14 protein-coding genes and 4 pseudogenes are annotated in these 20522 nt (G+C 56.9%); 8 read left to right on the plus strand and 10 right to left on the minus strand.

Annotation, left to right across the window (positions count from 1 at the left end; all coding sequences use genetic code 11):
* Window positions 1-8: 8 nt before the first annotated feature.
* Both JNO11_RS09920 and rhaB read right to left on the minus strand, forming a co-directional pair.
* Window positions 9-1267 (minus strand): annotated as a pseudogene (locus JNO11_RS09920) (L-rhamnose isomerase).
* Window positions 1260-2733, minus strand: a pseudogene (gene rhaB / locus JNO11_RS09925) (rhamnulokinase). The pseudogenes JNO11_RS09920 and rhaB overlap by 8 nt, the downstream one beginning before the upstream one ends.
* A 291-nt stretch (window positions 2734-3024) precedes the next feature.
* On the opposite strand from rhaB, the pseudogene rhaS reads away from it, so the two are divergent.
* Together rhaS and rhaR are read left to right on the plus strand one after the other, a co-directional pair.
* A pseudogene (rhaS, locus tag JNO11_RS09930) lies at window positions 3025-3847 on the plus strand (HTH-type transcriptional activator RhaS).
* A gap of 11 nt (window positions 3848-3858) precedes the next feature.
* The gene (gene rhaR / locus JNO11_RS09935; RefSeq protein ID WP_325177252.1) at window positions 3859-4722 is read left to right on the plus strand and encodes an HTH-type transcriptional activator RhaR; all 864 of its coding nucleotides are present in this window, start codon (window positions 3859-3861) and stop codon (window positions 4720-4722) included.
* A gap of 173 nt (window positions 4723-4895) precedes the next feature.
* On the opposite strand, the gene rhaT is transcribed toward rhaR, so the two are convergent.
* Window positions 4896-5930 carry an L-rhamnose/proton symporter RhaT gene (rhaT, locus tag JNO11_RS09940; RefSeq protein ID WP_325177253.1) on the minus strand — a complete coding sequence of 345 codons (1035 nt, stop codon included), beginning with the start codon at window positions 5928-5930 and terminating at the stop codon, window positions 4896-4898.
* Window positions 5931-6289: 359 nt separating this feature from the next.
* On the opposite strand from rhaT, the gene JNO11_RS09945 reads away from it, so the two are divergent.
* Together JNO11_RS09945 and JNO11_RS09950 are read left to right on the plus strand one after the other, a co-directional pair.
* Complete coding sequence (locus JNO11_RS09945; RefSeq protein ID WP_010244743.1) at window positions 6290-6613, plus strand: hypothetical protein; 324 nt, start codon at window positions 6290-6292, stop codon at window positions 6611-6613.
* A gap of 43 nt (window positions 6614-6656) precedes the next feature.
* Window positions 6657-6755, plus strand: a complete 99-nt coding sequence (locus tag JNO11_RS09950) for a YoaK family small membrane protein (RefSeq protein WP_008925225.1) — start codon at window positions 6657-6659, stop codon at window positions 6753-6755.
* 3 nt (window positions 6756-6758) lie between these two features.
* Here the strand turns inward: JNO11_RS09950 and JNO11_RS09955 are convergent, their stop codons facing one another.
* The gene (locus JNO11_RS09955; protein ID WP_010244737.1) at window positions 6759-7025 is read right to left on the minus strand and encodes a DksA/TraR family C4-type zinc finger protein; all 267 of its coding nucleotides are present in this window, start codon (window positions 7023-7025) and stop codon (window positions 6759-6761) included.
* 196 nt (window positions 7026-7221) lie between these two features.
* On the opposite strand from JNO11_RS09955, the gene aldA reads away from it, so the two are divergent.
* On the plus strand, window positions 7222-8658 hold the full coding sequence (aldA, locus tag JNO11_RS09960) for an aldehyde dehydrogenase (protein WP_325177254.1): 1437 nt from the start codon (window positions 7222-7224) through the stop codon (window positions 8656-8658).
* Between the two features lie 75 nt (window positions 8659-8733).
* Here the strand turns inward: aldA and JNO11_RS09965 are convergent.
* Window positions 8734-10003: pseudogene (locus tag JNO11_RS09965) on the minus strand (MFS transporter).
* Window positions 10000-11421, minus strand: a complete 1422-nt coding sequence (locus tag JNO11_RS09970; protein WP_325177255.1) for a M20 family metallopeptidase — start codon at window positions 11419-11421, stop codon at window positions 10000-10002. Before JNO11_RS09970 ends, JNO11_RS09965 begins: the two are co-directional and overlap by 4 nt.
* Window positions 11422-11561: 140 nt before the next feature.
* Here JNO11_RS09970 and JNO11_RS09975 point away from each other — a divergent pair, with 140 nt between their 5' ends.
* Window positions 11562-12476 (plus strand): LysR family transcriptional regulator, encoded by a 915-nt coding sequence (locus JNO11_RS09975; RefSeq protein WP_163639317.1) that lies wholly within the window; start codon window positions 11562-11564, stop codon window positions 12474-12476.
* Between the two features lie 349 nt (window positions 12477-12825).
* Here JNO11_RS09975 and JNO11_RS09980 read toward each other — a convergent pair whose 3' ends face one another.
* Window positions 12826-14421 carry an ABC transporter substrate-binding protein gene (locus tag JNO11_RS09980; protein WP_191921279.1) on the minus strand — a complete coding sequence of 532 codons (1596 nt, stop codon included), beginning with the start codon at window positions 14419-14421 and terminating at the stop codon, window positions 12826-12828.
* Window positions 14422-14548: 127 nt separating this feature from the next.
* On the opposite strand from JNO11_RS09980, the gene pepT reads away from it, so the two are divergent.
* Complete coding sequence (pepT, locus tag JNO11_RS09985; RefSeq protein WP_325177256.1) at window positions 14549-15775, plus strand: peptidase T; 1227 nt, start codon at window positions 14549-14551, stop codon at window positions 15773-15775.
* A gap of 36 nt (window positions 15776-15811) precedes the next feature.
* Here pepT and JNO11_RS09990 read toward each other — a convergent pair whose 3' ends face one another.
* Window positions 15812-16588, minus strand: coding sequence for a transporter substrate-binding domain-containing protein (locus JNO11_RS09990; RefSeq protein ID WP_325177257.1), 777 nt, complete (start codon window positions 16586-16588; stop codon window positions 15812-15814).
* A gap of 65 nt (window positions 16589-16653) precedes the next feature.
* Complete coding sequence (locus JNO11_RS09995) at window positions 16654-17820, minus strand: methionine aminotransferase (RefSeq protein ID WP_010244712.1); 1167 nt, start codon at window positions 17818-17820, stop codon at window positions 16654-16656.
* Between the two features lie 125 nt (window positions 17821-17945).
* Here JNO11_RS09995 and JNO11_RS10000 point away from each other — a divergent pair, with 125 nt between their 5' ends.
* Entirely contained in the window at window positions 17946-18827 is an 882-nt protein-coding gene (locus JNO11_RS10000) for a LysR substrate-binding domain-containing protein (RefSeq protein ID WP_325177258.1), read from the plus strand.
* Here JNO11_RS10000 and JNO11_RS10005 read toward each other — a convergent pair.
* Window positions 18785-20449 (minus strand): methyl-accepting chemotaxis protein, encoded by a 1665-nt coding sequence (locus tag JNO11_RS10005; RefSeq protein WP_010244706.1) that lies wholly within the window; start codon window positions 20447-20449, stop codon window positions 18785-18787. The genes JNO11_RS10000 and JNO11_RS10005 overlap by 43 nt on opposite strands.
* Window positions 20450-20522: the final 73 nt, after the last annotated feature.

Raw genomic sequence — 20522 nt, forward strand, 5'->3', positions numbered from 1 at the left:
TGAAATCCTTAACGTTGGCTCAAAATCTGTTGTTCATAATGGCGGACGTCGCCTAACCAGCTGGCATCAGCCGGGACGTCATGGCGCAGGCACCAGGCTTCCCATACCGCCTGCCACGGCAATGATTTTTGCTCTTCCAGCAGCGTCAGCCGCGCGGTGTAATCGCCCTCGTTCTCGGCCTGGCGCAGACGGTCGGTTGGCTCCAGCAGAGCACGCAGCAGCGCTTTTTTTGGTGTTACGGGTGCCGATAACCCAGGCGGCAATCCGGTTGATAGAGGCGTCGAAGAAATCGAGTCCGATATGCACTTTGTCGAACAGCTGATGGCGGACGATCTCACTGGCGATCGCCTGAGTTTCATCATCCAGCAGCACCACATGGTCGCTGTCCCAGCGCACCGGGCGGCTGACGTGCAGCAGCAGACGCGGTACATAGAGCATCGCGGCGGAAATTTTGTCGGAGATCACTTCGGTGGGATGGAAATGTCCTGCATCCAGGCATAGTGCCGTCTGGCGGCTGGCGGCGTAACCAAGATAAAACTCATTGGAGCCCACGGTGTAGCTCTCTGCGCCAATGCCAAACAGCTTGCTCTCAACCGCGTCGATATGGTGCTGCGGATTCAGTTTTTCTGAGATGACCTCATCCAGTGCGCTCATCAGACGCTGACGCGGGGCCAGGCGATCCACGGTAATATCTTTCATGCCGTCCGGCACCCAGATATTCATCACTGACGGCGTGCCAAGCTGCTCACCAAACGAAGCGGAGATGCGGCGACTCGCTTTACAGTGATCGATCCAGAACTGACGCACGGTTTTATCACTGTGCGACAGCGTAAAACCGTCGGCACTCATCGGATGCGAGAAGCAGCTGGGGTTAAAATCCAGCCCTAAGTTGTGCTCTTTCGCCCAGGCGACCCAGTTGGCGAAATGGGCAGGTTCAATGGCATCCCGATCGACTGGCTTGTCACTTTCCAGATAGATAGCGTGCAGGTTCAGACGTTTTGCGCCTGGGATCAGAGACATCGCCTTGTCGATATCGCTGCGTAATTCACTGGCATTGCGTGCCCGCCCCGGATAGTTGCCGGTCGCCTGGATGCCACCAGTCAATGCGCCCTGTGGGTTCTCAAAGCCCCGGACATCGTCCCCCCTGCCAGCAGTGCATCGAGACAGGAATGCTGTCCAGCTGGCGAATGGCCTGTTCAACATCAACTCCATTGTCAGCGTAGCGTTGTTTAGCCAGTTCAAAAGCCTGTTCAATCTGCTTAGTCATAAGCGGGTTCCTTAGCGGGTTGACTCAGCGTCGCGAAGCGTGCCTGACTGGCACTGAAGACGCTGTGAGTTTGCGGTTCGAATTTTTCCAGTGGGAAGTTGTTGATGACGCTGCAGCGGAAATCAGCCACATCGATCAGTTCGCCAAGCGCAATCAGCTGGCAACCGACGTTACCCAGCGTGGAGGCTTCAACCGGACCTGCCAGTACCGGAATCTGGCAGGCATCGGCACAGAGCTGGTTAAGAAAACGGTTCTGGCTGCCGCCCCCCTACCACGTGCAGCTGGCTGAAAGGTTTGCCTCGCAGCTCTGCCAGCTCCTGGATCACCTCGCGATAGAGCAGTGCCAGGCTGTCAAATATGCAGCGGGCCAGCGCGGCGGCAGATTGTGGCACCGGCATTCCCTGCTCTGCGCAGGCGTTCTGAATCTCGTTAACCATGCTGTCGGGATTGATGAAGCGCGCATCGTTGGGACTAATCAGTGAAACACAGGCGGGCTGGCGGGCCGTCTGATCAATCAGTGCGCTGAGATCGTCAATCTGAAGTTCGCCGCAGATGCGCTGCAACAGCCATAAGCCCATGATATTTTTCAGTACGCGGTAGCCTTCTGCGCCGCCCTCATTGGTGATATTGGCGCGTAACGCGGCATCGCAGGCATAAGGCTGCAAACTTTCAAAGCCCATCAGCGACCAGGTTCCGGAACTGAGATAGGCCGCATCGTCCTGCATCAGCGGCGTTGCCAGAACCGCGCTGGCGGTGTCGTGGGTGGCGACGGCAATCACCGGGACCGGGACACCCGCGCTATTGACCCAGTGGCCGACGATGTTGCCCGATGCCTGCGGCTGACCGAACCATTCAGGAGCAACGCCCGCCCAGGCGAGCAGCTCACGATCCCATTCGCCGCTGTGAATATTGAGCATTTGCGTGGTGGTGGCGTTGGTGTATTCCCAGTTGAGATTACCGGTCAGGCGATAATGCAGATAGTCCGGCATCATCAGCGCATGCGCCACGCGGGCCTGCCAGTCGGGCTGCTGCTGATGCAGGGCGCGCATCTGATAGAGCGTATTGAATGGCAGAAACTGAATGCCGGTTCGGGCGTAGATGGCACTGCGGCTCAGTTCGTGCTGCGCCTGCTCCATCAGGCCGTGGGTGCGCGCATCGCGGTAGCTGACCGCCTCACCCACCGGCTCGCCCTCTGCATCCAGCAGCACCATATCAACGCCCCAGGTGTCGATACCGATACTGTCTGGCACAATCTTCTCTTCATCTAACTGAGCCAGCCCGGCGCGTATCTCCTGCTCAAGCATCGTCAGATCCCAGCAGTCATAACCGGCACGACGCTGGCGCTTATTTTTAAAGCGCCGGACCTCACGAAGCGCGAGCTGGCGCTGCGCAGCATCCCAGCTTGCGAGCATGACCCGCCCGCTGGATGCCCCGAGATCAATAGCAACAATGTTTCTCCTGGTCATGGCGACTTTTCCCTGTGATTGAGTGGTCACAGAGTAAAAACCTGGCCGGTTAAAGACCTTCCCCGGAGTGCCAGCGGCTGATAAGCCCTGGCAGACTTGCAAAGAACTTCGTGAGAGAGATCACAGAGGCGAAAGGCGGGAGGATGTGACCCCTGCCGCAAATCTGTTAACTGCTGAGGATTTCTTGAAAAATCAGCATGATTCCTGCTGAGTCAGGCTGAAAATTCAAGGTAAGGTTAGAGCGTGCTGATTAGACTGCGTTACGGTTTTGTTAAGCAGCGAGAGATGACCATGACCATATTGCACAGTGCGGATTTTTTCCCCGAAGGCGATTACGCCATTGCGATTGAACCCCGCGTACCCCAGGCCGCCTTCCCGGAACATCATCATGATTTCCATGAAATTGTGCTGGTTGAGCAAGGCTCTGGCATTCATGTGTTTAATGGTCAGCCACAAACGCTGTGCGCCGGTTGCGTCTGCTTTGTGCGCGATCACGATCGTCATCTTTATGAGCAGACCGACAACCTTTGCCTGACCAACGTGCTTTATCGCAGCCCCGGCGCGTTTCGCTTTCTCTCCGGGTTACAGGCTTTACTGCCCTGCGATCAGGACGGGCAATATGCTTCCCACTGGCGCATCAATCAAAAGGTGATGACGCAGGCGCTGAGTGTGGCGGCGCAGATGCAGCCGGATGATACCTGGTCGATGGAAAAACAGGCGCGTCAGGAACAGCTCTTTTTTACAGTTGCTGGTGCTGTTGCGTGAGGCGTGCATTGATGGACAGAGTCAGGATCAGGAGGCGCGGCTGCATCGTCTGCTCGACTGGCTGGGTGAGCATTACAGTGATGAGATTATCTGGGATGAACTGGCTGACCGCTTCTCCCTGTCGCTGCGTACCCTGCATCGGCAAATGAAGCAGCAAACCGGCAGCACGCCGCAGCGCTACCTGAACCGTGTGCGGCTGTTGCAGGCCCGTCATCTGCTGCGTCACAGTGATATGCGAATTACCGATATCGCCTTCCAGTGTGGATTTGGTGACAGCAACCATTTCTCAACCCTGTTCAGGCGCGAATTTGGCTGCGCACCGCGAGCGGAGCGCCAGCAGATGATGTAAAGGAGCCAATCATGGCGTTGATACTCAGTCGGGATGACTATTTTCCCGCCACTACTCTACCGGTGGCGGTCGCCGAAAGGATGCCACAACTCTCTTTCCCGCCGCATCGACACGAGTTCAGTGAAATCGTGATTGTCTGGCGCGGCAATGGCCTGCACGTCCTCAACGATCGGCCCTGGCTGATTACCTGTGGCGACGTTTTTTATATCCGCGACAGTGACTGCCACAGCTACGACAGCGTTAACGATCTGGTGCTGGATAATATCCTCTACTGTCGTGATCGCTTTGGTCTTGCTCTTGACTGGAATCAGCTGCTGCCGCAACAGGGCCCGGATGCGCCTGGCGGCTGGCGGCTGACCACGCGAGGGATGGCGCTGGCCCGTGGGGTGATCAGCCAGCTGGAGCGTGAAAGCCGAAAAAGCGATCCCCTGTCAGTTCAGCTCTCGGAGGCGCTGTTTTTACAGCTGGCGCTGATTCTGCGCCGCCACGGCTACGCGGCCGACCGCCCCTGGGCGTTGCCGGAGGGCGAACAGCTCGATCTGCTGATGTCAGTGTTGCAGGGTGCGATTGCCCGCCCCTTTGATCTCGCGGAGTTTTGTCAGCAGAACCAGCTCAGCGAACGGGCGCTGAGGCAGCTTTTCCGTCAGCAGACCGGGATGACCATCGGTCATTACCTGCGTCAGCTACAGCTCTGTCAGGCAAAATATCTGCTGCGCACCCAGGATTGTCTGATAAGTGAGGTTGCTGCCCGCTGCGGCTTTGATGACAGTAACTATTTTTCGGTGGTCTTCACCCGTGACACCGGGTTGCCTCCCAGCGCCTGGCGACAGCAATTTATCGCGCCACGCCAGGCGCTGAAAAGTGCCGAGTCTTAATAAAACGGGCCTGCATAGCAGGCCCGTTGAGGTAACAGAGAAAAGCTGTTCCACATTGCCGGGAAACAGTGCCTGCGAATTAAACTAATGTGTTGTTGTAAGTAAAACCCCGACGGAGTGAGCCATCAGTCTGGCAGGCCCCGCCTGCATAAAGACAGAGTCACTATTCGCGATCAGGCCGCCATGCCAAGTCCCACAATATTGGCGGCAATGATAATCACCACACAGCCGATTGATAACACGCTTACCGGGCGGCGTCCCGCAGACTTCCACTCCTTCAGCAGCAGCCCCACCAGACCACCACACAGGACGTATAGACTCATGTGCAGCATCCAGCTGACATAGTCATACTGCGCCGGGATTCTGGCATGGCCCCAGGCATAGAAGAAGAACTGCAGATACCACATGGTGCCGCCGAGCACCGCAAAAGCGGTATTGGTAATCAGCAGCGACTTCCCGACCGAGAAGTCTTTACGCACCGACAGCTCTGGCCGGGTGGCCAGCCGCCAGAAACAGAAGGCCAGATTAACCAGAGCCCCGCCGCCCATAATGATCACGTAGCTGGGCAGAGCTACATACAGCGGATCGATGCCAAGATTAGCGGCGGCCTGATGCATGGGCTTAGCCGCATCCATGGCAAAGGACATACCCGCCGAGAAGATGCCGCACATCACCGCCAGCACCAGTCCTTTTCTGAGATTAAACTCTTCTGCGTTAATCCCCAGCGCCCGCTCTTTTAACAGCCCGGCACGCGACACAATCCCGACGCCAATCAGTGCCACCAGTACGCCCAGCAGGGTTAACCGGCCACCCGCCGACGCGAAGAGCTCACCAAAGCGCCCCTGCAGAAGCGGTGTCATCAGCGTGCCGACCACCAGGGTAATGCCAATCGCGATACCGATCCCCATCGACATGCCGAGATAACGCATGGTCAGGCCGTAGTTGATATTGCCTATGCCCCACATCGCGCCAAACAGAAATACCGGTGTCAGCTGGGACAGCGAGAAGCTGCTGTAATAGGCCATAAAATCTGGCAGTAAAATGGCACTTACCGCCCACGGCAGGATCAGCCACGACATCAGGCCACCGATCGACCACATGGTTTCCCATGACCATCTTTTCACCTGTTTAAAAGGCGCGTAGAAACACGCGGCGCTGGCAGCTCCGACAAAATGCCAGAAGATACCCGCAATAATGGCACTGTTCATTGTTATTCCCCGGTTAGGTTGAGGCCTGTCGGAAACCTGTCTGCTTCCGCTCAGCAGGCAGTCTACGTTCAGCAGGAATTCCTCAGCCTTTGGATAAATGCCGGAAGCCACAGTGAAGTGGCAATATTTACCCGTTGTGCCCATCAGGGATCACAATTTCACCGTTGTCAGAAAACCGGACGATTAGTTAAGTAAGTAACTTATTATTCAATGTTTTTTTCATTTTTGCTGTGTGGCGCAGCACAATTCTGATCTGACTGCCATTCACAAGGGAAGGTTGGCAAATGTGCAAAGAAGCCTTTCATTAACGCGGGCAAGGTCGTATAAACTGGGGAAAATTGATCGGATCAGGGAATGGGATGACGACAAAGTGGTTAACGCTGTTTCTTTCGCAGTCAGTCAGCCAGGTAATGCTGGATGATCTGCGCGCGATATTACCTGCAGATGCGATAAAGGTGTTTGTGAATGGCCTGGATGAAACCCACTATGCCACCCTTGAGTGTGTGCAGGCGGATCAGCATTGCGCCCTGATCGCCTCAGCGATAGTGGTCTGGCGTCAGCTCGGGCATGTTCACCATATTCTCTATAAAAAAGGTGAGGTGTTGCGGGAGGAAAATGATGCAACGCAGTTCCAGCTGTTCACTCTGCTGAAAACCCACCGCGCCGTATTGCAGATCTCATGATAAGATCGCAGCCCCTGAAATCGCTGTTTGCAGCAGGTAAATTATGAGAATTGGAATTCTGTTTCCGATCGCCATCATTGTGGCGGGCGTGGGCTTTCTGGCGTGGTTTATTGGCAGTGGCCTGGCGATGCCAGGCTCCTGAGGGTCAGCGCAACTGACTGTCTTTACTGCCCCGACGGTTATATAAACTGCTGGTCTGCTGCTGCTTGTCGATTTTTTCCTGACACGCCACACAATAGTGCACGCCTTTAAGCGCCTGACGACGCGCTTCGGGGATCGGCTCGCCGCAGAGCTCACATTCGGTGGCGCTTTCGCCCTGTCCAATCGACTGTCTTACCCGCTCAATGCCGTCATTGACGGTGCTATCGATCTGTTCCTGTACTGCGCCTTCTGACGCCCATCCATTTGCCATGATTTAACCCCTTTATTACCACTTCACTCCTTTAAATCTACAACATATTGACGTTTTTGCCGCAGAACTCACCGATATCTGTGATTGGCTGCCAAGCGCAACCGGCAGCTGGCAATCAGCTAAAGGTAGCCCTGAGCAATCTGTTTCACCCTGCTATCACATTACTGCAACGTATCGATAGCGGAGAGCTAAGCGAATGACAACACATCATCAACATTACATTAATGGCGAATTTGTAGCCCACCAGGGTGACCGGTGGATTGAAGTGATCAATCCGTCCACGGAGGCGTTGCTGTCCCGTATTCCCCAGGGCAGTCGTCAGGATGCCAGCCTTGCCATCAGCGCCGCAGAAGTGGCTCAGCCTGGATGGGAAGCGCTGCCTGCAGTAGAGCGCGGCGTCTGGCTGCACAAAATTGCCACCGCCATCCGCCAGCGTGAGCCTGAACTGACGGCAACCATTGTGGCTGAGGGTGGAAAAACCCAGGGGCTGGCGAAGACCGAAGTGATGTTCACCGCCGACTACCTCGATTACATGGCGGAGTGGGCGCGGCGCTATGAAGGTGAGATCATCAACAGTGACCGCCCCAACGAAAACATCTTCCTGTTTAAAAAAGCGATCGGCGTCACTACCGGAATACTGCCGTGGAATTTCCCCTTCTTCCTCATTGCCCGCAAAGCGGCACCGGCCCTGATCACCGGAAACACCATCGTGATCAAACCCAGTGAGCTGACACCGAATAATGCGGCACTTTTTGCCGACATCATACAAACGCTGGGCCTGCCTGCTGGCGTCATTAACTTTGTTTATGGTCTGGGACCGGAAGTAGGACAGGAGCTGGCGGCAAATCCCGGGGTCGGTCTGGTGAGTCTGACCGGCAGCGTTGGTGCGGGCATTGCCACCATGGAAGCCGCGGCTAAAAATGTCACCAAAGTGTCGCTGGAACTGGGTGGCAAAGCCCCCGCCATCGTGATGGATGATGCCGACCTCGAGCTGGCTGTGCGGGCGGTCGTCAGCTCGCGGATCATTAACAGCGGCCAGGTCTGCAATTGCGTGGAGCGGCTCTATGTGCAGGAAGGCATTTACGATCGTTTTATCAGCGCGCTGACCGCCGCGTTTCAGCAGGTGACATTTGGCGATCCGGCCGAACGTAACGATATCGATATGGGTCCGCTGATTAATGCCGCAGCACGGGATCGGGTGGAGCAGAAGGTGGCAGAGGCCGTCGCCGCAGGGGCGAAAGTGGTGCTGGGCGGCAAGCGCGCCGGAGACAGAGGCTTCTTTTTCCAGCCCACCTTGCTGACTGATGTGCGCCAGGAGATGGCGATTATGCAGGAGGAGATTTTTGGCCCGGTTCTGCCGGTGATAAGTTTTAAAACGCTGGATGAGGCGATTAAGCTGGCCAACGACTGCGAATATGGGCTGACCTCCTCGATTTATACGCAGAATCTGAATACCACCATGACCGCGCTGCGAAAGCTGAAGTTCGGCGAAACCTACGTTAACCGTGAAAACTTCGAAGCGATGCAGGGATTTCATGCCGGGTGGCGTAAATCGGGTGTCGGTGGTGCCGATGGAAAACATGGTCTGGAGGAGTATCTGCAGACCCATGTTGCCTATTTACAGTTCAGTTAAGCACTGGCTCGATCTTACCCCCTCCCGTACCTGACGTTGTCAGTACCAGAGTGGGCCAGTAATCGGCCCATTCTGTTATGCCACCCGCTTACTGCAGCGCAGCAGCGCGATACCACTCAACACCGCCACGGCCATCAGGTAGTATCCAGGCGCCAGACTACTGCCGGTGGCGGCAATCAGCATGCTGCAAATCAGCGGCGCAAACCCGCCAAATACCGTCACGGCCACGTTGTAGCTGATCGCCATGCCGCTGGCGCGCGTGGTCGCCGGGAAGAGATCGGCCATCACCGACGGCACCGTGGAGAAATAGACCGACTTGAGTAGCGCCATCCACGCCACCAGCAGGATCAGCGTGGTGGGCGTAGTGTGATCGACCATCCATTTGAAGGCGGGATAGATGGTGACCATCAACAGCAGCAGCGATCCCCACATCAGCGGCAATCGGCCAATCCGCTCCGCCCACAATCCCATTATGGGCGTCACCACCGTCAGGATAATCCCTGCGACCAGCGTGGCGGTAAAGGCTACCGACCCCGGCAGATGCAGCGTTTTGGTGGCGTAGGTCGGAATGTAATTGAGCATGTAGTTGACCGCGGTCGAGATCACCATCACCCCAATCGCCAGGGTGATCAGCGCTTTCTGCCGCCCGAACAGCGTTTTCAGCGGTGCGGCTTCCTTCTCCTGCGTCGCAAAGCTGGCGGGCTCCTGCACGTGACGGCGAATGTAGATCCCCAGCGGCCCAATCAGTAAGCCGAAGGCAAACGGGATACGCCAGCCCCACGCCTGAATCTCACTTTCGCTCAGCCAGTGTGTCATCCCGAGGCCGAACGCCGATGCCATCAGAGTACTGGCGCCCTGTGTGGCGAACTGCCAGCTGGCGATAAAGGCTTTGCGCTCGGGAAAGTGCTCTACCAGGAAAGCGGTCGAACTGCCAAATTCGCCTCCAGCAGAGAAGCCCTGAATCAGACGCGCCAGGATAATCAGCAGCGGCGCCGCCAGACCAATAGTGGCGTAACCCGGCATAAAGGTAATGATCGCCCCACCCAGCATCATCAGATTGATTGAGAGCAGCAGCGCTTTTTTTACGGCCATGACGGTCGGCATAGTTGCCCAGCACGATGGCACCCAGCGGACGGATCAGGAACGAGATGCCGAAGCTGCCGAAGGTCAGCAGCAGCGACACCGACGGATCGCTGACCGGAAAGAAGACGTGCGCGATGTAGCTGGCGAAGAAGCCATACACCGCGATGTCGAACCACTCCAGCGCGTTACCAATGCAGGTAGCGAACAGCGTTTTGTGCAGGCTCGGTTTCACCTGCGGAGTACTCTGCGCGATGCTGCTCATTGTTCACCTCTCCGCCACTGATGGTGGCGCGACATCAGTTGTTCGCCCTCTTCACCCAGTTGCCAGAAAAGGCGGGTCATGATCGCCAGCCCTTCACGTGCAACAGAGGTGAGCATGTGTTCGTTAACGCCGTGCTGGCCGCAGGCCGGATAGGAATGGGGCACCCACAGCGTCGGAAGGCCGAGGATATCGGCAAATACCTCATTGGGCAGTGAACCGCCGAGATTGGGCAACAGCGCCGGTTTTTTACCGCTGCTGCGGGCCAGCGTGTCCAGCGCCCAGGCCACCAGCGGATCCTGCGGATCGAGTCGCGTCGCAGGAGAACCGCGCATAAACTCCACGCTGACGTTATCGAAGCCGTGCTGATGCAGGTGACTGTCGACATGCCGGACCAGATTTTCCCAGTCGGTGCCGACCACAAATCGCAGCTGACACACTGCCGTGGCGCTGCCGGGGATGGCGTTCATCGGGCGCGCCGGGTTACCGGTTTCAAACGCCAGCACCTCCAGCGTGTTCCAGCCATAAAGACGCTCCGCAGGCGTCAGGCCAGGTTCTCCCCAGCCGTCGGCCAGCGCCGGATCGCCCGGCATTCCGCCCACCTCAATATCACTGAGGATGGCGCGCACCGCATCGGTCAGGGAGTCCGGTTTCAGCGCGGCGACCTGCAAAACACCCTTTGCATTCACCAGGCAGGCGAGCGCATTCGCCAGCTGGGTGCCGGGATTACTCAGCAGTCCGCCCCAGTTGCCGGAGTGATAGGCGTTGTCGCGCGCCCTGATAGTCAGACGAAAGTTCGCCGCGCCACGCGAACCCAGGAACAGTGTCGGCCGCACCGCGTTCAGTCGCGGGCCATCAGAGGCGATAAAGAGGTCGGCCTGTAACAGCGCCCGCTGCTGCTGACAAATCTCCGCCAGCCCCGGTGAACTGATCTCTTCACCCATTTCAAACAAAATTTTGCAGTTGAAGCCCAGTGCGCCACCGCGTGCCTGCCACACCTGCTCCAGCGCCGCGAGATTGATGCAGTGCTGGCCTTTGTTGTCCGCACTGCCGCGCCCATACAGGCGGTCATCTTCAGCCGTGAGTTGCCACGGTGATAAACCGTCGCGCCAGTTCTCATCGTCGCCGAACACCACATCGCCGTGGCCATAGCAGAGCAGCGTCGGTCTGGAGGGATCTTCAATGAGTGTGGCGATCAGAAACGGCGGGCTGCAGGGCTGCGGATTCTCAAACGGGTGCAGCGTAAAGCCCATCGCCGCCAGCTGCGGGCCGATCTCCTGCTGCAGATAGTTCTCAAGCTCCACCTGCCTGCTGGCGTGCTGGCTTTCGGTCACGCAGGAAATTCGTCGTGCCAGCAGCTGCTGAAACTCGCCACTGTCGAAATAGTGCATCGCCTGGTCAACGGTCTGTTGCTCTGTCATGTTTGCCCTGTCTGTTCTTTTTATCGTGCTTTATCTTTGACAAACTTCTCTCTTTGCCACAATTATTAATTTATCGAGTGAGCCTTGCTTTTAAAGCAAGCCACGCCTGCCCTTTTATGATGCGTTTTGCCGGAGTGACCATGTTAAGCAGTGAGATCCGCTATTTCCTGGCGGTCGTACAGTGCGGATCGCTCAGCGCCGCCAGCGAGCAACTCTTTGTGGCGGTGTCGGCGATTAGTCGCCAGATCCAGCGCCTGGAAACGCAGGTGGGTGTGCCGCTGTTTGAGCGGCATGCACGCGGCATGGTATTGAACGAAGCCGGTGAAATATTCGCGCATCATGTGCGCAAGAGTCAGCTCGATATGGAATATGCGCTGGCGGAGATTAAAGGGCTGAAAGCAATACGGCGCAGCCTGATCCGCATTGCCTGCACCGACGGAATGGCGTTCAGTCTGCTGCCGGGTCTGCTGGCGGAGTTTCGTCAGGCCAATCCCGGCGTGCTGTTTGCGCTTAATGTGACGCACTCGCAGGGCGTGGCGGCATGCGTCAGAGCTGGGGAATGCGATGTTGCGCTGCAGTTCAGTCTGCAACCGGAGCGCAGCGTTGAGGTGCTCGGCTCGTGGCCGGCGCCGGTGTTACTGGCGATGCATCAGTCACATCCGCTGGCGTCGCGTCAGGTGACGCTGGCCGATCTGCATGGCTGGCCGCTGGCGTTGCCAGGTCAGCATACTACCGTGCGGCAGTTGTTTGACCTCTCCTGTCAGATGAACGACTGCGTGGTCGAGCCGGTGCTGACCTGCGACTATTTCGCTACGCTCTACCACTTTTTGCTGCATACCCCGCAGGCAGTAACCATTTGCAGTGCGTTTACCCTGTTGTTTGAGCGCGACACGCAAAATCTGGTGTTGCGTTCGATGGGGGTGGATCAGCTGAGTCAGCGAACGTTGCAGCTTCAGACGGTGTCCGGCCGCCAGCGGAATGCGGCGCTGACGCTGTTTCTGCAGTTTTTGCAGGAGCGGTTGACGGAGATGGATCAGCAGGTGAGGATGGGATGAGAGGTACAGGCTTAAAGGAGTTTGGTTGTTAAAGTCTGCGCTGGATGGCTGTCAGATAGTGCTGGCTTAGGGAACACGACCCGATCGGAAAGTCGCAAAAGCCGACCTCCATGGCATGCCCGGCCCACGCGATTACGCACCTCATCCCTGAGGTGCGCCTGTAGCCGGGCCAACGCTTTGCGTTGTTCAAAAACGCTCCCGGCGTTTTTATCCGGGCGGCGGGACGCTTTCCTCCTCTGCTCGTGTTCCCTTCGCGTTGAGCTTTATCATTGCGGTCATATAAACCCTGACTTTAGTGCATAAGCTTAGCCCCACTCGGAAGTGGGGCTCTGGTTTTAGCGGCAATCACTTACTGCTTAATATCAACCTGATAGAAGATGTGTTTGCCGAACGGATCGACCTGATAGCCGCTGACCGATTTGCGCACCGGCTCAAAGATGGTGGAGTGCGCAATCATCACCGCAGGCATCTGGTCATGCATCATCTGCTGTGCCTGCAGATAGAGCGCGGTGCGTTTGCCCTGATCCGGCTCGGCGCGGGCTTCGGTGATTAACTTCTCGAACGGCTGATAGCACCATTTTGAGGAGTTGGAACCGCCCTGTGCAGAGGTACAGCTGTAAAGCGGGCCAAAGAAGTTGTCCGGATCGCCGGTGGCGGTGGTCCAGCCCATCAGCGCCGCCTGATGCTCGCCGCTGCGCACGCGTTTCAGGTATTCGCCCCACTCATAGCTGACGATATTGGCTTTGATGCCCACTTTAGCCCAGTCCGACTGAATCATCTCCGCCATGCGGCGCGCATTCGGGTTGTAAGGCCGCTGAACCGGCATCGCCCAGAGCGCAATTTCGGTACCCGGTTTCACACCCGCCTGTTGCAGCAGGGCTTTGGCCTTCTCTGGATCGTAGTCGTAATCTTTAAGATCTTTGTCGGCGCTCCAGACGCCCGGTGGCAGGATATTTTTCGCAACCGTGCCGGTGCCTTTAAAAATCGCATCAATGATCGCCGGTTTGTTGATCGCCATCGCCAGCGCCTGGCGCACTTTGACGTTATCGGTTGGCGCCTTAGTGGTGTTAAACGCCAGGAAGCCGGTATTCAGACCCGCCTTCTGTTCCAGGGTGATATCCGGGTTAGCGCGCATCTTTTCAAGATCGGCGGGATTAGGGAATGGCATTACCTGACACTCATTCTTCTCCAGCTTGGCATAACGCACGGAGGCATCCGGCGTGATGCTGAACACCAGCCGATCGAGTTTCGCCTTGCCCTGCCAGTAGTCCGGGAACGCTTTGTAGAGAATGCGGGAATCTTTCTGATACTGCACCAGCTCAAACGGGCCGGTGCCGATCGGGTTCATATCGACCTTCTCCGGCGTCCCCGCTTTCAGCATCGCGTCTGCATATTCCGCCGAGTGGATCGAGGCGAAGTACCAGGCGAGATCGGCAAGGAACGGCGCTTCCGGATGGGACAGCGTAAAACGTACGGTGTGGTCATCGACCCGGTCAATACTTTTAATCAGCGTGGAGAGCTCCAGGCTTTCGAAGTTGGAATAGGTGCCGCCAGAGACATTGTGGTAGGGATTTTTCGGGTCCATCTGGCGCATAAACGAGAAGATCACATCGTCGGCGTTGAAGTCGCGGCTGGGTTTGAAGGCTTTATTGCTCTGAAACTTCACGTTCTTGCGCAGATAGAAGGTGTAAACCGTGCCATCCGGGTTGATTTCCCAGCGTTCCGCCAGGCTGGGCACCAGATTGGTGGTGCCGGGCGTAAAGTCCACCAGCCGGTTAAAGACCGGCACCGCACTGGCGTCAACGCTGGTCCCGGAGGTATAGAGCTGCGGGTTAAAGTTCTCTGGCGATCCCTCAGAACAGAAGACCAGCGTTTTGGCGTTAACGCTGCCAGCCAGCGCTATCCCAGCCGTAACAAGCGCTAAGGTGGCTATCTTGATTTTCATTATTATCCTCGCTTTGTATTGACTTCCGGTGATCACAATATCTAAATGAATCATTCAGATGCTTCATTGATAGCACGATTCGGCACCATAACGAACCCCGCTGGTGGCTGACTAATAAGGAATAGTGATGACAGACAAACTTGAGTCGCAGCTCACAGACCGTTTTTTCCGTTACCTCGCCATCAGCAGTCAGAGCGATGCCAAATCCACCACCCTGCCCAGCACGCCGAGCCAGCACGCCATGGCGGAACTGCTGGCGGATGAGCTGCGCGCGTCAGGGCTGGATGAGGTGGTGATTGATGAACATGCCACGGTGACGGCGGTGAAACGCGGCAACCGGCCTGACGCGCCGCGCATCGGGTTTATTACGCATATCGATACCGTTGATGTCGGTTTGTCGCCCGATATCCACCCGCAGATCCTCACCTGGCAGGGCGAAGATCTCTGTCTGAATGCAGAGCAGGATATCTGGCTGCGCCGCGATGAACATCCGGAGATCGCGCCCTACGTCGGTCAGCAGGTGATCTTCAGCGACGGCACCAGCGTGCTGGGCGCGGACAACAAAGCGGCGGTCACCGTGGTGATGACGCTGATGCAGAACCTTAACGGCGACCACGGCGACATCGTGGTGGCCTTTGTGCCGGACGAAGAGATTGGGCTGCGCGGCGCGAAAGCGCTGGATCTGGAAACGCGCTTTAATGTTGATTTCGCCTGGACCATCGACTGCTGCGAACTGGGCGAAGTGGTGTATGAAAACTTCAATGCTGCCGCTGCAGAAATTGTGTTTACCGGTGTACCCGCCCATCCGATGTCGGGCAAAGGGGTGCTGGTCAATCCGCTGCTGATGGCGCATGACTATATCAGCCTGTTTGATCGGCAGCAGACCCCGGAGCATACCGAAGGCCGTGAAGGCTATATCTGGTTCAATGAGATTCAGGCCAACGCCAGCAAGGCGACGCTGAAGGCCTCAATCCGTGATTTTGATCTGACCAGCTTTGCGGCACGTAAGCAGCAGTTGCAGCAGGCAGCAGAGGATCTGGCGGCGCGTTACCCCACCGGCAAGGTGAGCGTGGGTATCAGCGATACTTACAGCAATATCAGCAATGCCCTGAGTGAAGATCGTCGGGCGATTGACCTGATCTTCAGTGCCTTTGCCGCGCTGGAGATTGAGCCGAAGGTGATTCCGATGCGTGGCGGTACAGACGGTGCCGCGCTGTCAGCCAAAGGTCTGCTGACGCCGAACTTCTTTACCGGCGCGCACAACTTCCATTCACGCTTCGAATTTCTGCCGGTAACGTCGTTTGTGAAGTCCTATCAGGTGGCGGAAAAACTCTGTTATCTGGCGGCGGAATAAGCGGAGGAATCGGGCGCAGAACGCGCCCGATTGCGATTATGGCTTCGCGCTGACATCAATGCCTGGGAAATATTTTTCAGCCAGCTTTTTGATGGTGCCATCGCCCTGCACTTTAGCAATCGCCGCATCCAGTGACTGCTTCAGCTGCGCGTCATCTTTGCGCAGGCCGTAGCCGATGCCTGAACCAAGAATCGCGTCATCTTCGACTGGCTTGCCAACAAACCCAAAGCCTTTGCCCTGCGGTTTATCGAGGAAGCCAGACTGACCGGCAGCGGACATCACCAGTGTGCCATCCAGACGGCCCGCGACCATGTCGTTGTAAACCTGGTTTTGATCCTGATACGAGGTCACGGTCACACCCTGCGGCTCCCAGTGCTTCTTCGCATAGGTTTCCTGGATGGATCCCTGTAATACACCGATGTTCTTGCCCTTCAGACCTTCGGCAGTCGGTGCCAGATTTTCACCGGTCTTCGCCACTAACATGGTCGGAATACGGTAGATCGGCTGCGTAAACGCAATGCTTCTGGCGCGCGCTTCGGTGATGTTCATCGCCGAGTTAATGGCGTCGAACTTTTTCGCCTGCAGTGCCGGGATCAGCGCATCAAAGCTGCTCTCAACCCATTGGCAGCTGAAGTTGCCCGCCTTACAGATGGCATTGCCCAGCTCGATATCAAAGCCTTCCAGTTCCCCTTTAGCATTGCGGCTTTCAAAAGGCGGATATTGTGACTCCACGCCGTAGCGTAAATCCTGTGCCAGTGCCTGTACCGATGTCATCATGCCCAGAGCGAGAAAAAGCGCGTTCAGTTTCTTCATTATGTTATTTACCCCGAAAAGTCCTGGTTACCTGTTCCCCGAGCTGCCTCACGCGGTGGCGTGAATCAGTGAGAAAAAGCACATAGCGCAGCCGCGCCAGCCTCAAGTGTCGCCTCGTCTTTAGCAAAAGAGAGCCGAATCAGTTTGTTATCTGTGCCATCCATATAAAACGCCGACAGCGGTATGGTCGCCACACCGTGATCGACGATAAGACGTTTTACCATTTCACTGTCCGGTTCGTCACTGAAATGTCCATAGCTGGCGAGCATAAAGAACGAACCAGCACTCGGCAGCAGCCGGAACGGGGAGTTCTGCATCAGGGCAATCAGCCGATCGCGCTTCTGCTGATAGAAGGCACTGAGCGACAGATAGTTCTCTGGCGTCTGCAGATAGTGTGCGAAACCGACCTGCATCGGTGTATCGGCGGCGTACATCATAAACTGATGCACTTTCACCAGCTCAGTCATCAGCTCTGCCGGTGCCAGACAGTAGCCTACCCGCCAGCCGGTGACGTGGAAGGTTTTGCCAAACGAAGAGACAATGACGCTGCGGGCTGCCAGCTCCGGATGCGTCGCCATCCCACAATGCGGTCGCCCATCAAACAGAATATGCTCGTAAACCTCATCGGAGAGCACCACGATATCGGTGTTGCGGATTAAGGCTGCCAGCTGATTCAGGTCGTCGGGGGTCAGCACCTGCGCGCTGGGGTTATGCGGCGTATTAATAATGATCATCCGGGTGCGCGGCGTGATTGCTGCCCGCAACTGATCCCAGTCGATAGCAAATGACGGCACCTGCAACTTCAGGCCAATCGGTTTACCGCCCTGCAACCGCACCACCGGCGCGTAGCTGTCAAACGCCGGTTCAAAGAAGATCACCTCATCGCCCTGATGAACCAGCGCGGTAATCGCCATATAGAGCCCCTGGCTGGCGCTGCCGGTGATCAGCACTTCACTGGCGGCATCATATTGTTGTCCATAGAGCGCCTGCACTTTGCTGGCAAGCGCGTCGCGTAAGGCGGGCAAGCCCATCATGGCGGCATACTGATTATGTCCTTCCTGCATCGCGCGGCTGACTGAGTCGACCAGCGCCGGATCACAGGGGAAATTGGGCGCGCCCTGCGACAGGTTAATCGCCTGATGCTGCGCCGAAAGCTGGCCAATCACGCTGAAAATAGTGGTGCCGACGTCCGGCAATTTTGAGTGGATAGCGACAGGCGTTTTCAGGGACATACTCTCTCCGTCAGGGGCTTAACCGCTCAGATGCGGTAAATAGCTATTCAACGGGCTGCGACTTGAGTCGGCAAGCGAAATGTCGTCATAATAGCCATGACAAAAATGCATAGCTGAGGTTCACCGTGTCACGCTTATCGCTGCCGCTTAATGCCATTCACGCCTTTCTGGTGACCGCCCGACATCTCAATCTGACCCACGCTGCCCGCGAACTTTGCCTGACGCAGGGCGCCGTCAGTCGTAAGATTGCCGCCCTGGAGCAGTGGCTGGGCGTGACGCTGTTTGACCGCCACGCGCGCGGTCTGCGCCTGACCCCTCAGGGCGCGGCGCTGCTGCCCGACTTACAGCAGGGTTTTGAGCTGATGGTTAAGGCCAGCGAGAAGGTCCGCCGTAGTCAGGTCAGCATTCGCCTGAAAGCGCCAACCTGTGCAATGCGCTGGCTGGTGCCCCGGCTGATGGCGCTGGAGCATCAGCGACCTGAACTGCATGTAGCTCTGACCACCACGCTGGATCATGCCGCGCAGCTGGAGAACTTCGATGTGGCGATTGTCTATGGTAAGCCGCACCCTGACGGAATTTGCCTGTTCAGTGAGTCGCTGACGCCAGTGATGGCAGCCGATCAACCCCGCCCGGACTCCCCGGCGGCACTGGCCACAATGACCTTTTTGCATCCGACGGCAGATACGCGTGACTGGCAGTGCTGGCTGCAGGCGCAGCAGGTGACACTGAACATGAAGCGGAACCAGCATTTTGCCACCATGGACTTAGCGATCAGTGCAGCGATTCAGGGGTTTGGTGTGGCGATGGCCGACAGCAATCTGGTGGAGAGTGATATAGCCAGCGGCAGGCTGATTAAGCCGTTCGCTGGCGAGGCAAAAACCGGTGCGGTTTACAGTTTACTGAAACGGCCCGCGCAGGATGCGCCACCGTTCCTGGCGGAGCTGGTGGCGTGGCTGTGCAGGGATCAGAAGGTGACCCAGTCGCCGTTATCCGCCGGTTTAGCCTGAGGCGCATTCAGCACGGTTGCTTTCGGCGCGGCAGGTTTATTCGTGATGACCGGTGCGGTCTGGCGGTTGCTGGAGAGACGGAACTTCGACACAGAAGCCTGCAGCGCTTCCGTCTGCAATGCCAGTGCGCTCGCCGCGGCAGAAACCTCTTCAACCAGTGAGGCGTTCTGCTGGGTCACGCTATCCATTTCGGTTACCGCAGCACCCACCTGAGAGATGCCTTTGCTCTGCTCTTCTGAGGCGGAAGCAATCTGTTTCATGATCGCATCAACATCCTGCACCGATTTCAGAATATTGTTCATGGTGCCGCCGGTGGTGCTGACCAGCTCGGCGCCTTTACCTACACGCTGAACCGAATCTTCAATCAGCGTCGCAATCTCTTTCGCGGCATTGGCGCTGCGCTGTGCAAGGTTACGCACTTCAGAGGCAACGACCGCAAAACCCCGCCCCTGTTCGCCAGCACGTGCCGCTTCGACGGCGGCGTTCAGCGCCAGAATATTGGTCTGGAAAGCGATGCCGTTGATCACGTTAGTGATTTCAGCGATTTTCTTCGAGCTGCCTGAGATGCCATCCATAGTGCTGACGACTTCACTGACCAGCTGACCGCCACGTTGTGCCGTGGTGGTGGCGGTTTCTGCCAGCAGGCTGGCCTGGCGGGCATTATCGGCGTTGAATTTTACCGTGGCCGTCAACTGCTCCATGCTGGCCGCAGTCTGTTCGAGCGCAGCGGCCTGCTCTTCGGTACGTGAAGAGAGGTCGTTGTTACCGGCAGAAATCTCTGCGGCACCGCGCGAGATATTCTCAGTGCCGCTGCGAATGGCGCTGACCGCTTCACGCAGGCTATCCTGCATGGCGCTCAGCAGCGGCACCAGTTTACCGACGCAGTTGCGTCCGAAATCGGATACCGGCTGACTCAGGTCGCCCGTGGCAATTACCGCGAAGTGGGTACGAATACTTTCCAGCGGACGGACCAGCATCGCCACCAGATAGCGGTCGGTAAACAGCAGAATAAACAGGCCGATAATTACCGTGATGGTAATAATCGTTTTGGTCATCGCGGTGAGGTGATCCACTTCAACCCGGGTTGCATCCAGCTTTTCAGCTGCGCCCTGGCTGAATTTCTCTGCGCTGATGCCAAAGGCACGACTGAGTGGGGGCGTGACATTATTTGCCTGCTGACGATAAGCATCAGGCGAGGCCTGACGGGCCAGCTGCAATTGTGGCGTAACGCCCGCATCCAGCAGCTTTTGCCAGCTCTGAATCACCCCATCCACGACATCCGGGTTCATCGGGCCGGGTGCCAGTTGTTTAAAGCGCGCCAGTTGCTGGGTCATGCTGTCCAGCGCCTGCTGCACCGGAGCATAAGCCTCATCGTTCAGGGTCTGACCTGCGGCTTTGCTTTCCATCACGCGGGATAAGCGCGTGATAACACGAAAATATTGATCGTTGCCTTTGCTCAGCACCGTCATTTGCTCAACCAGATGACGGTCCACATCATTCCCTTCGCTGAGCGCGCCAAGAGAGTGAATGCTATACAGCCCGACGCCGCTCCACAGTAAACAAAACAGTCCCAGAATAGAGAGCATCACTGCGCGAATGGTAAAATTTTTGAGCATTCCCATACCAAAATCCTATACACGTTGACCCGCAAGCGTCGGGCATAGGAGGTTTATCGGCATGCGATTGTGAAGATGT

The organism is Pantoea sp. 1B4 (assembly GCF_016925765.1).
Lineage (GTDB): Bacteria > Pseudomonadota > Gammaproteobacteria > Enterobacterales > Enterobacteriaceae > Pantoea > Pantoea agglomerans.

Bases quoted from the DNA above. Each gene is read 5' to 3' on its own strand.
- rhaR (WP_325177252.1), top strand. From the start codon at position 3,859: ATGGCGTTGATACTCAGTCGGGATGACTATTTTCCCGCCACTACTCTA.
- rhaT (WP_325177253.1), bottom strand. From the start codon at position 5,930: ATGAACAGTGCCATTATTGCGGGTATCTTCTGGCATTTTGTCGGAGCT.
- JNO11_RS09945 (WP_010244743.1), top strand. From the start codon at position 6,290: ATGACGACAAAGTGGTTAACGCTGTTTCTTTCGCAGTCAGTCAGCCAG.
- JNO11_RS09950 (WP_008925225.1), top strand. From the start codon at position 6,657: ATGAGAATTGGAATTCTGTTTCCGATCGCCATCATTGTGGCGGGCGTG.
- JNO11_RS09955 (WP_010244737.1), bottom strand. From the start codon at position 7,025: ATGGCAAATGGATGGGCGTCAGAAGGCGCAGTACAGGAACAGATCGAT.
- aldA (WP_325177254.1), top strand. From the start codon at position 7,222: ATGACAACACATCATCAACATTACATTAATGGCGAATTTGTAGCCCAC.
- JNO11_RS09970 (WP_325177255.1), bottom strand. From the start codon at position 11,421: ATGACAGAGCAACAGACCGTTGACCAGGCGATGCACTATTTCGACAGT.
- JNO11_RS09975 (WP_163639317.1), top strand. From the start codon at position 11,562: ATGTTAAGCAGTGAGATCCGCTATTTCCTGGCGGTCGTACAGTGCGGA.
- JNO11_RS09980 (WP_191921279.1), bottom strand. From the start codon at position 14,421: ATGAAAATCAAGATAGCCACCTTAGCGCTTGTTACGGCTGGGATAGCG.
- pepT (WP_325177256.1), top strand. From the start codon at position 14,549: ATGACAGACAAACTTGAGTCGCAGCTCACAGACCGTTTTTTCCGTTAC.
- JNO11_RS09990 (WP_325177257.1), bottom strand. From the start codon at position 16,588: ATGAAGAAACTGAACGCGCTTTTTCTCGCTCTGGGCATGATGACATCG.
- JNO11_RS09995 (WP_010244712.1), bottom strand. From the start codon at position 17,820: ATGTCCCTGAAAACGCCTGTCGCTATCCACTCAAAATTGCCGGACGTC.
- JNO11_RS10005 (WP_010244706.1), bottom strand. From the start codon at position 20,449: ATGGGAATGCTCAAAAATTTTACCATTCGCGCAGTGATGCTCTCTATT.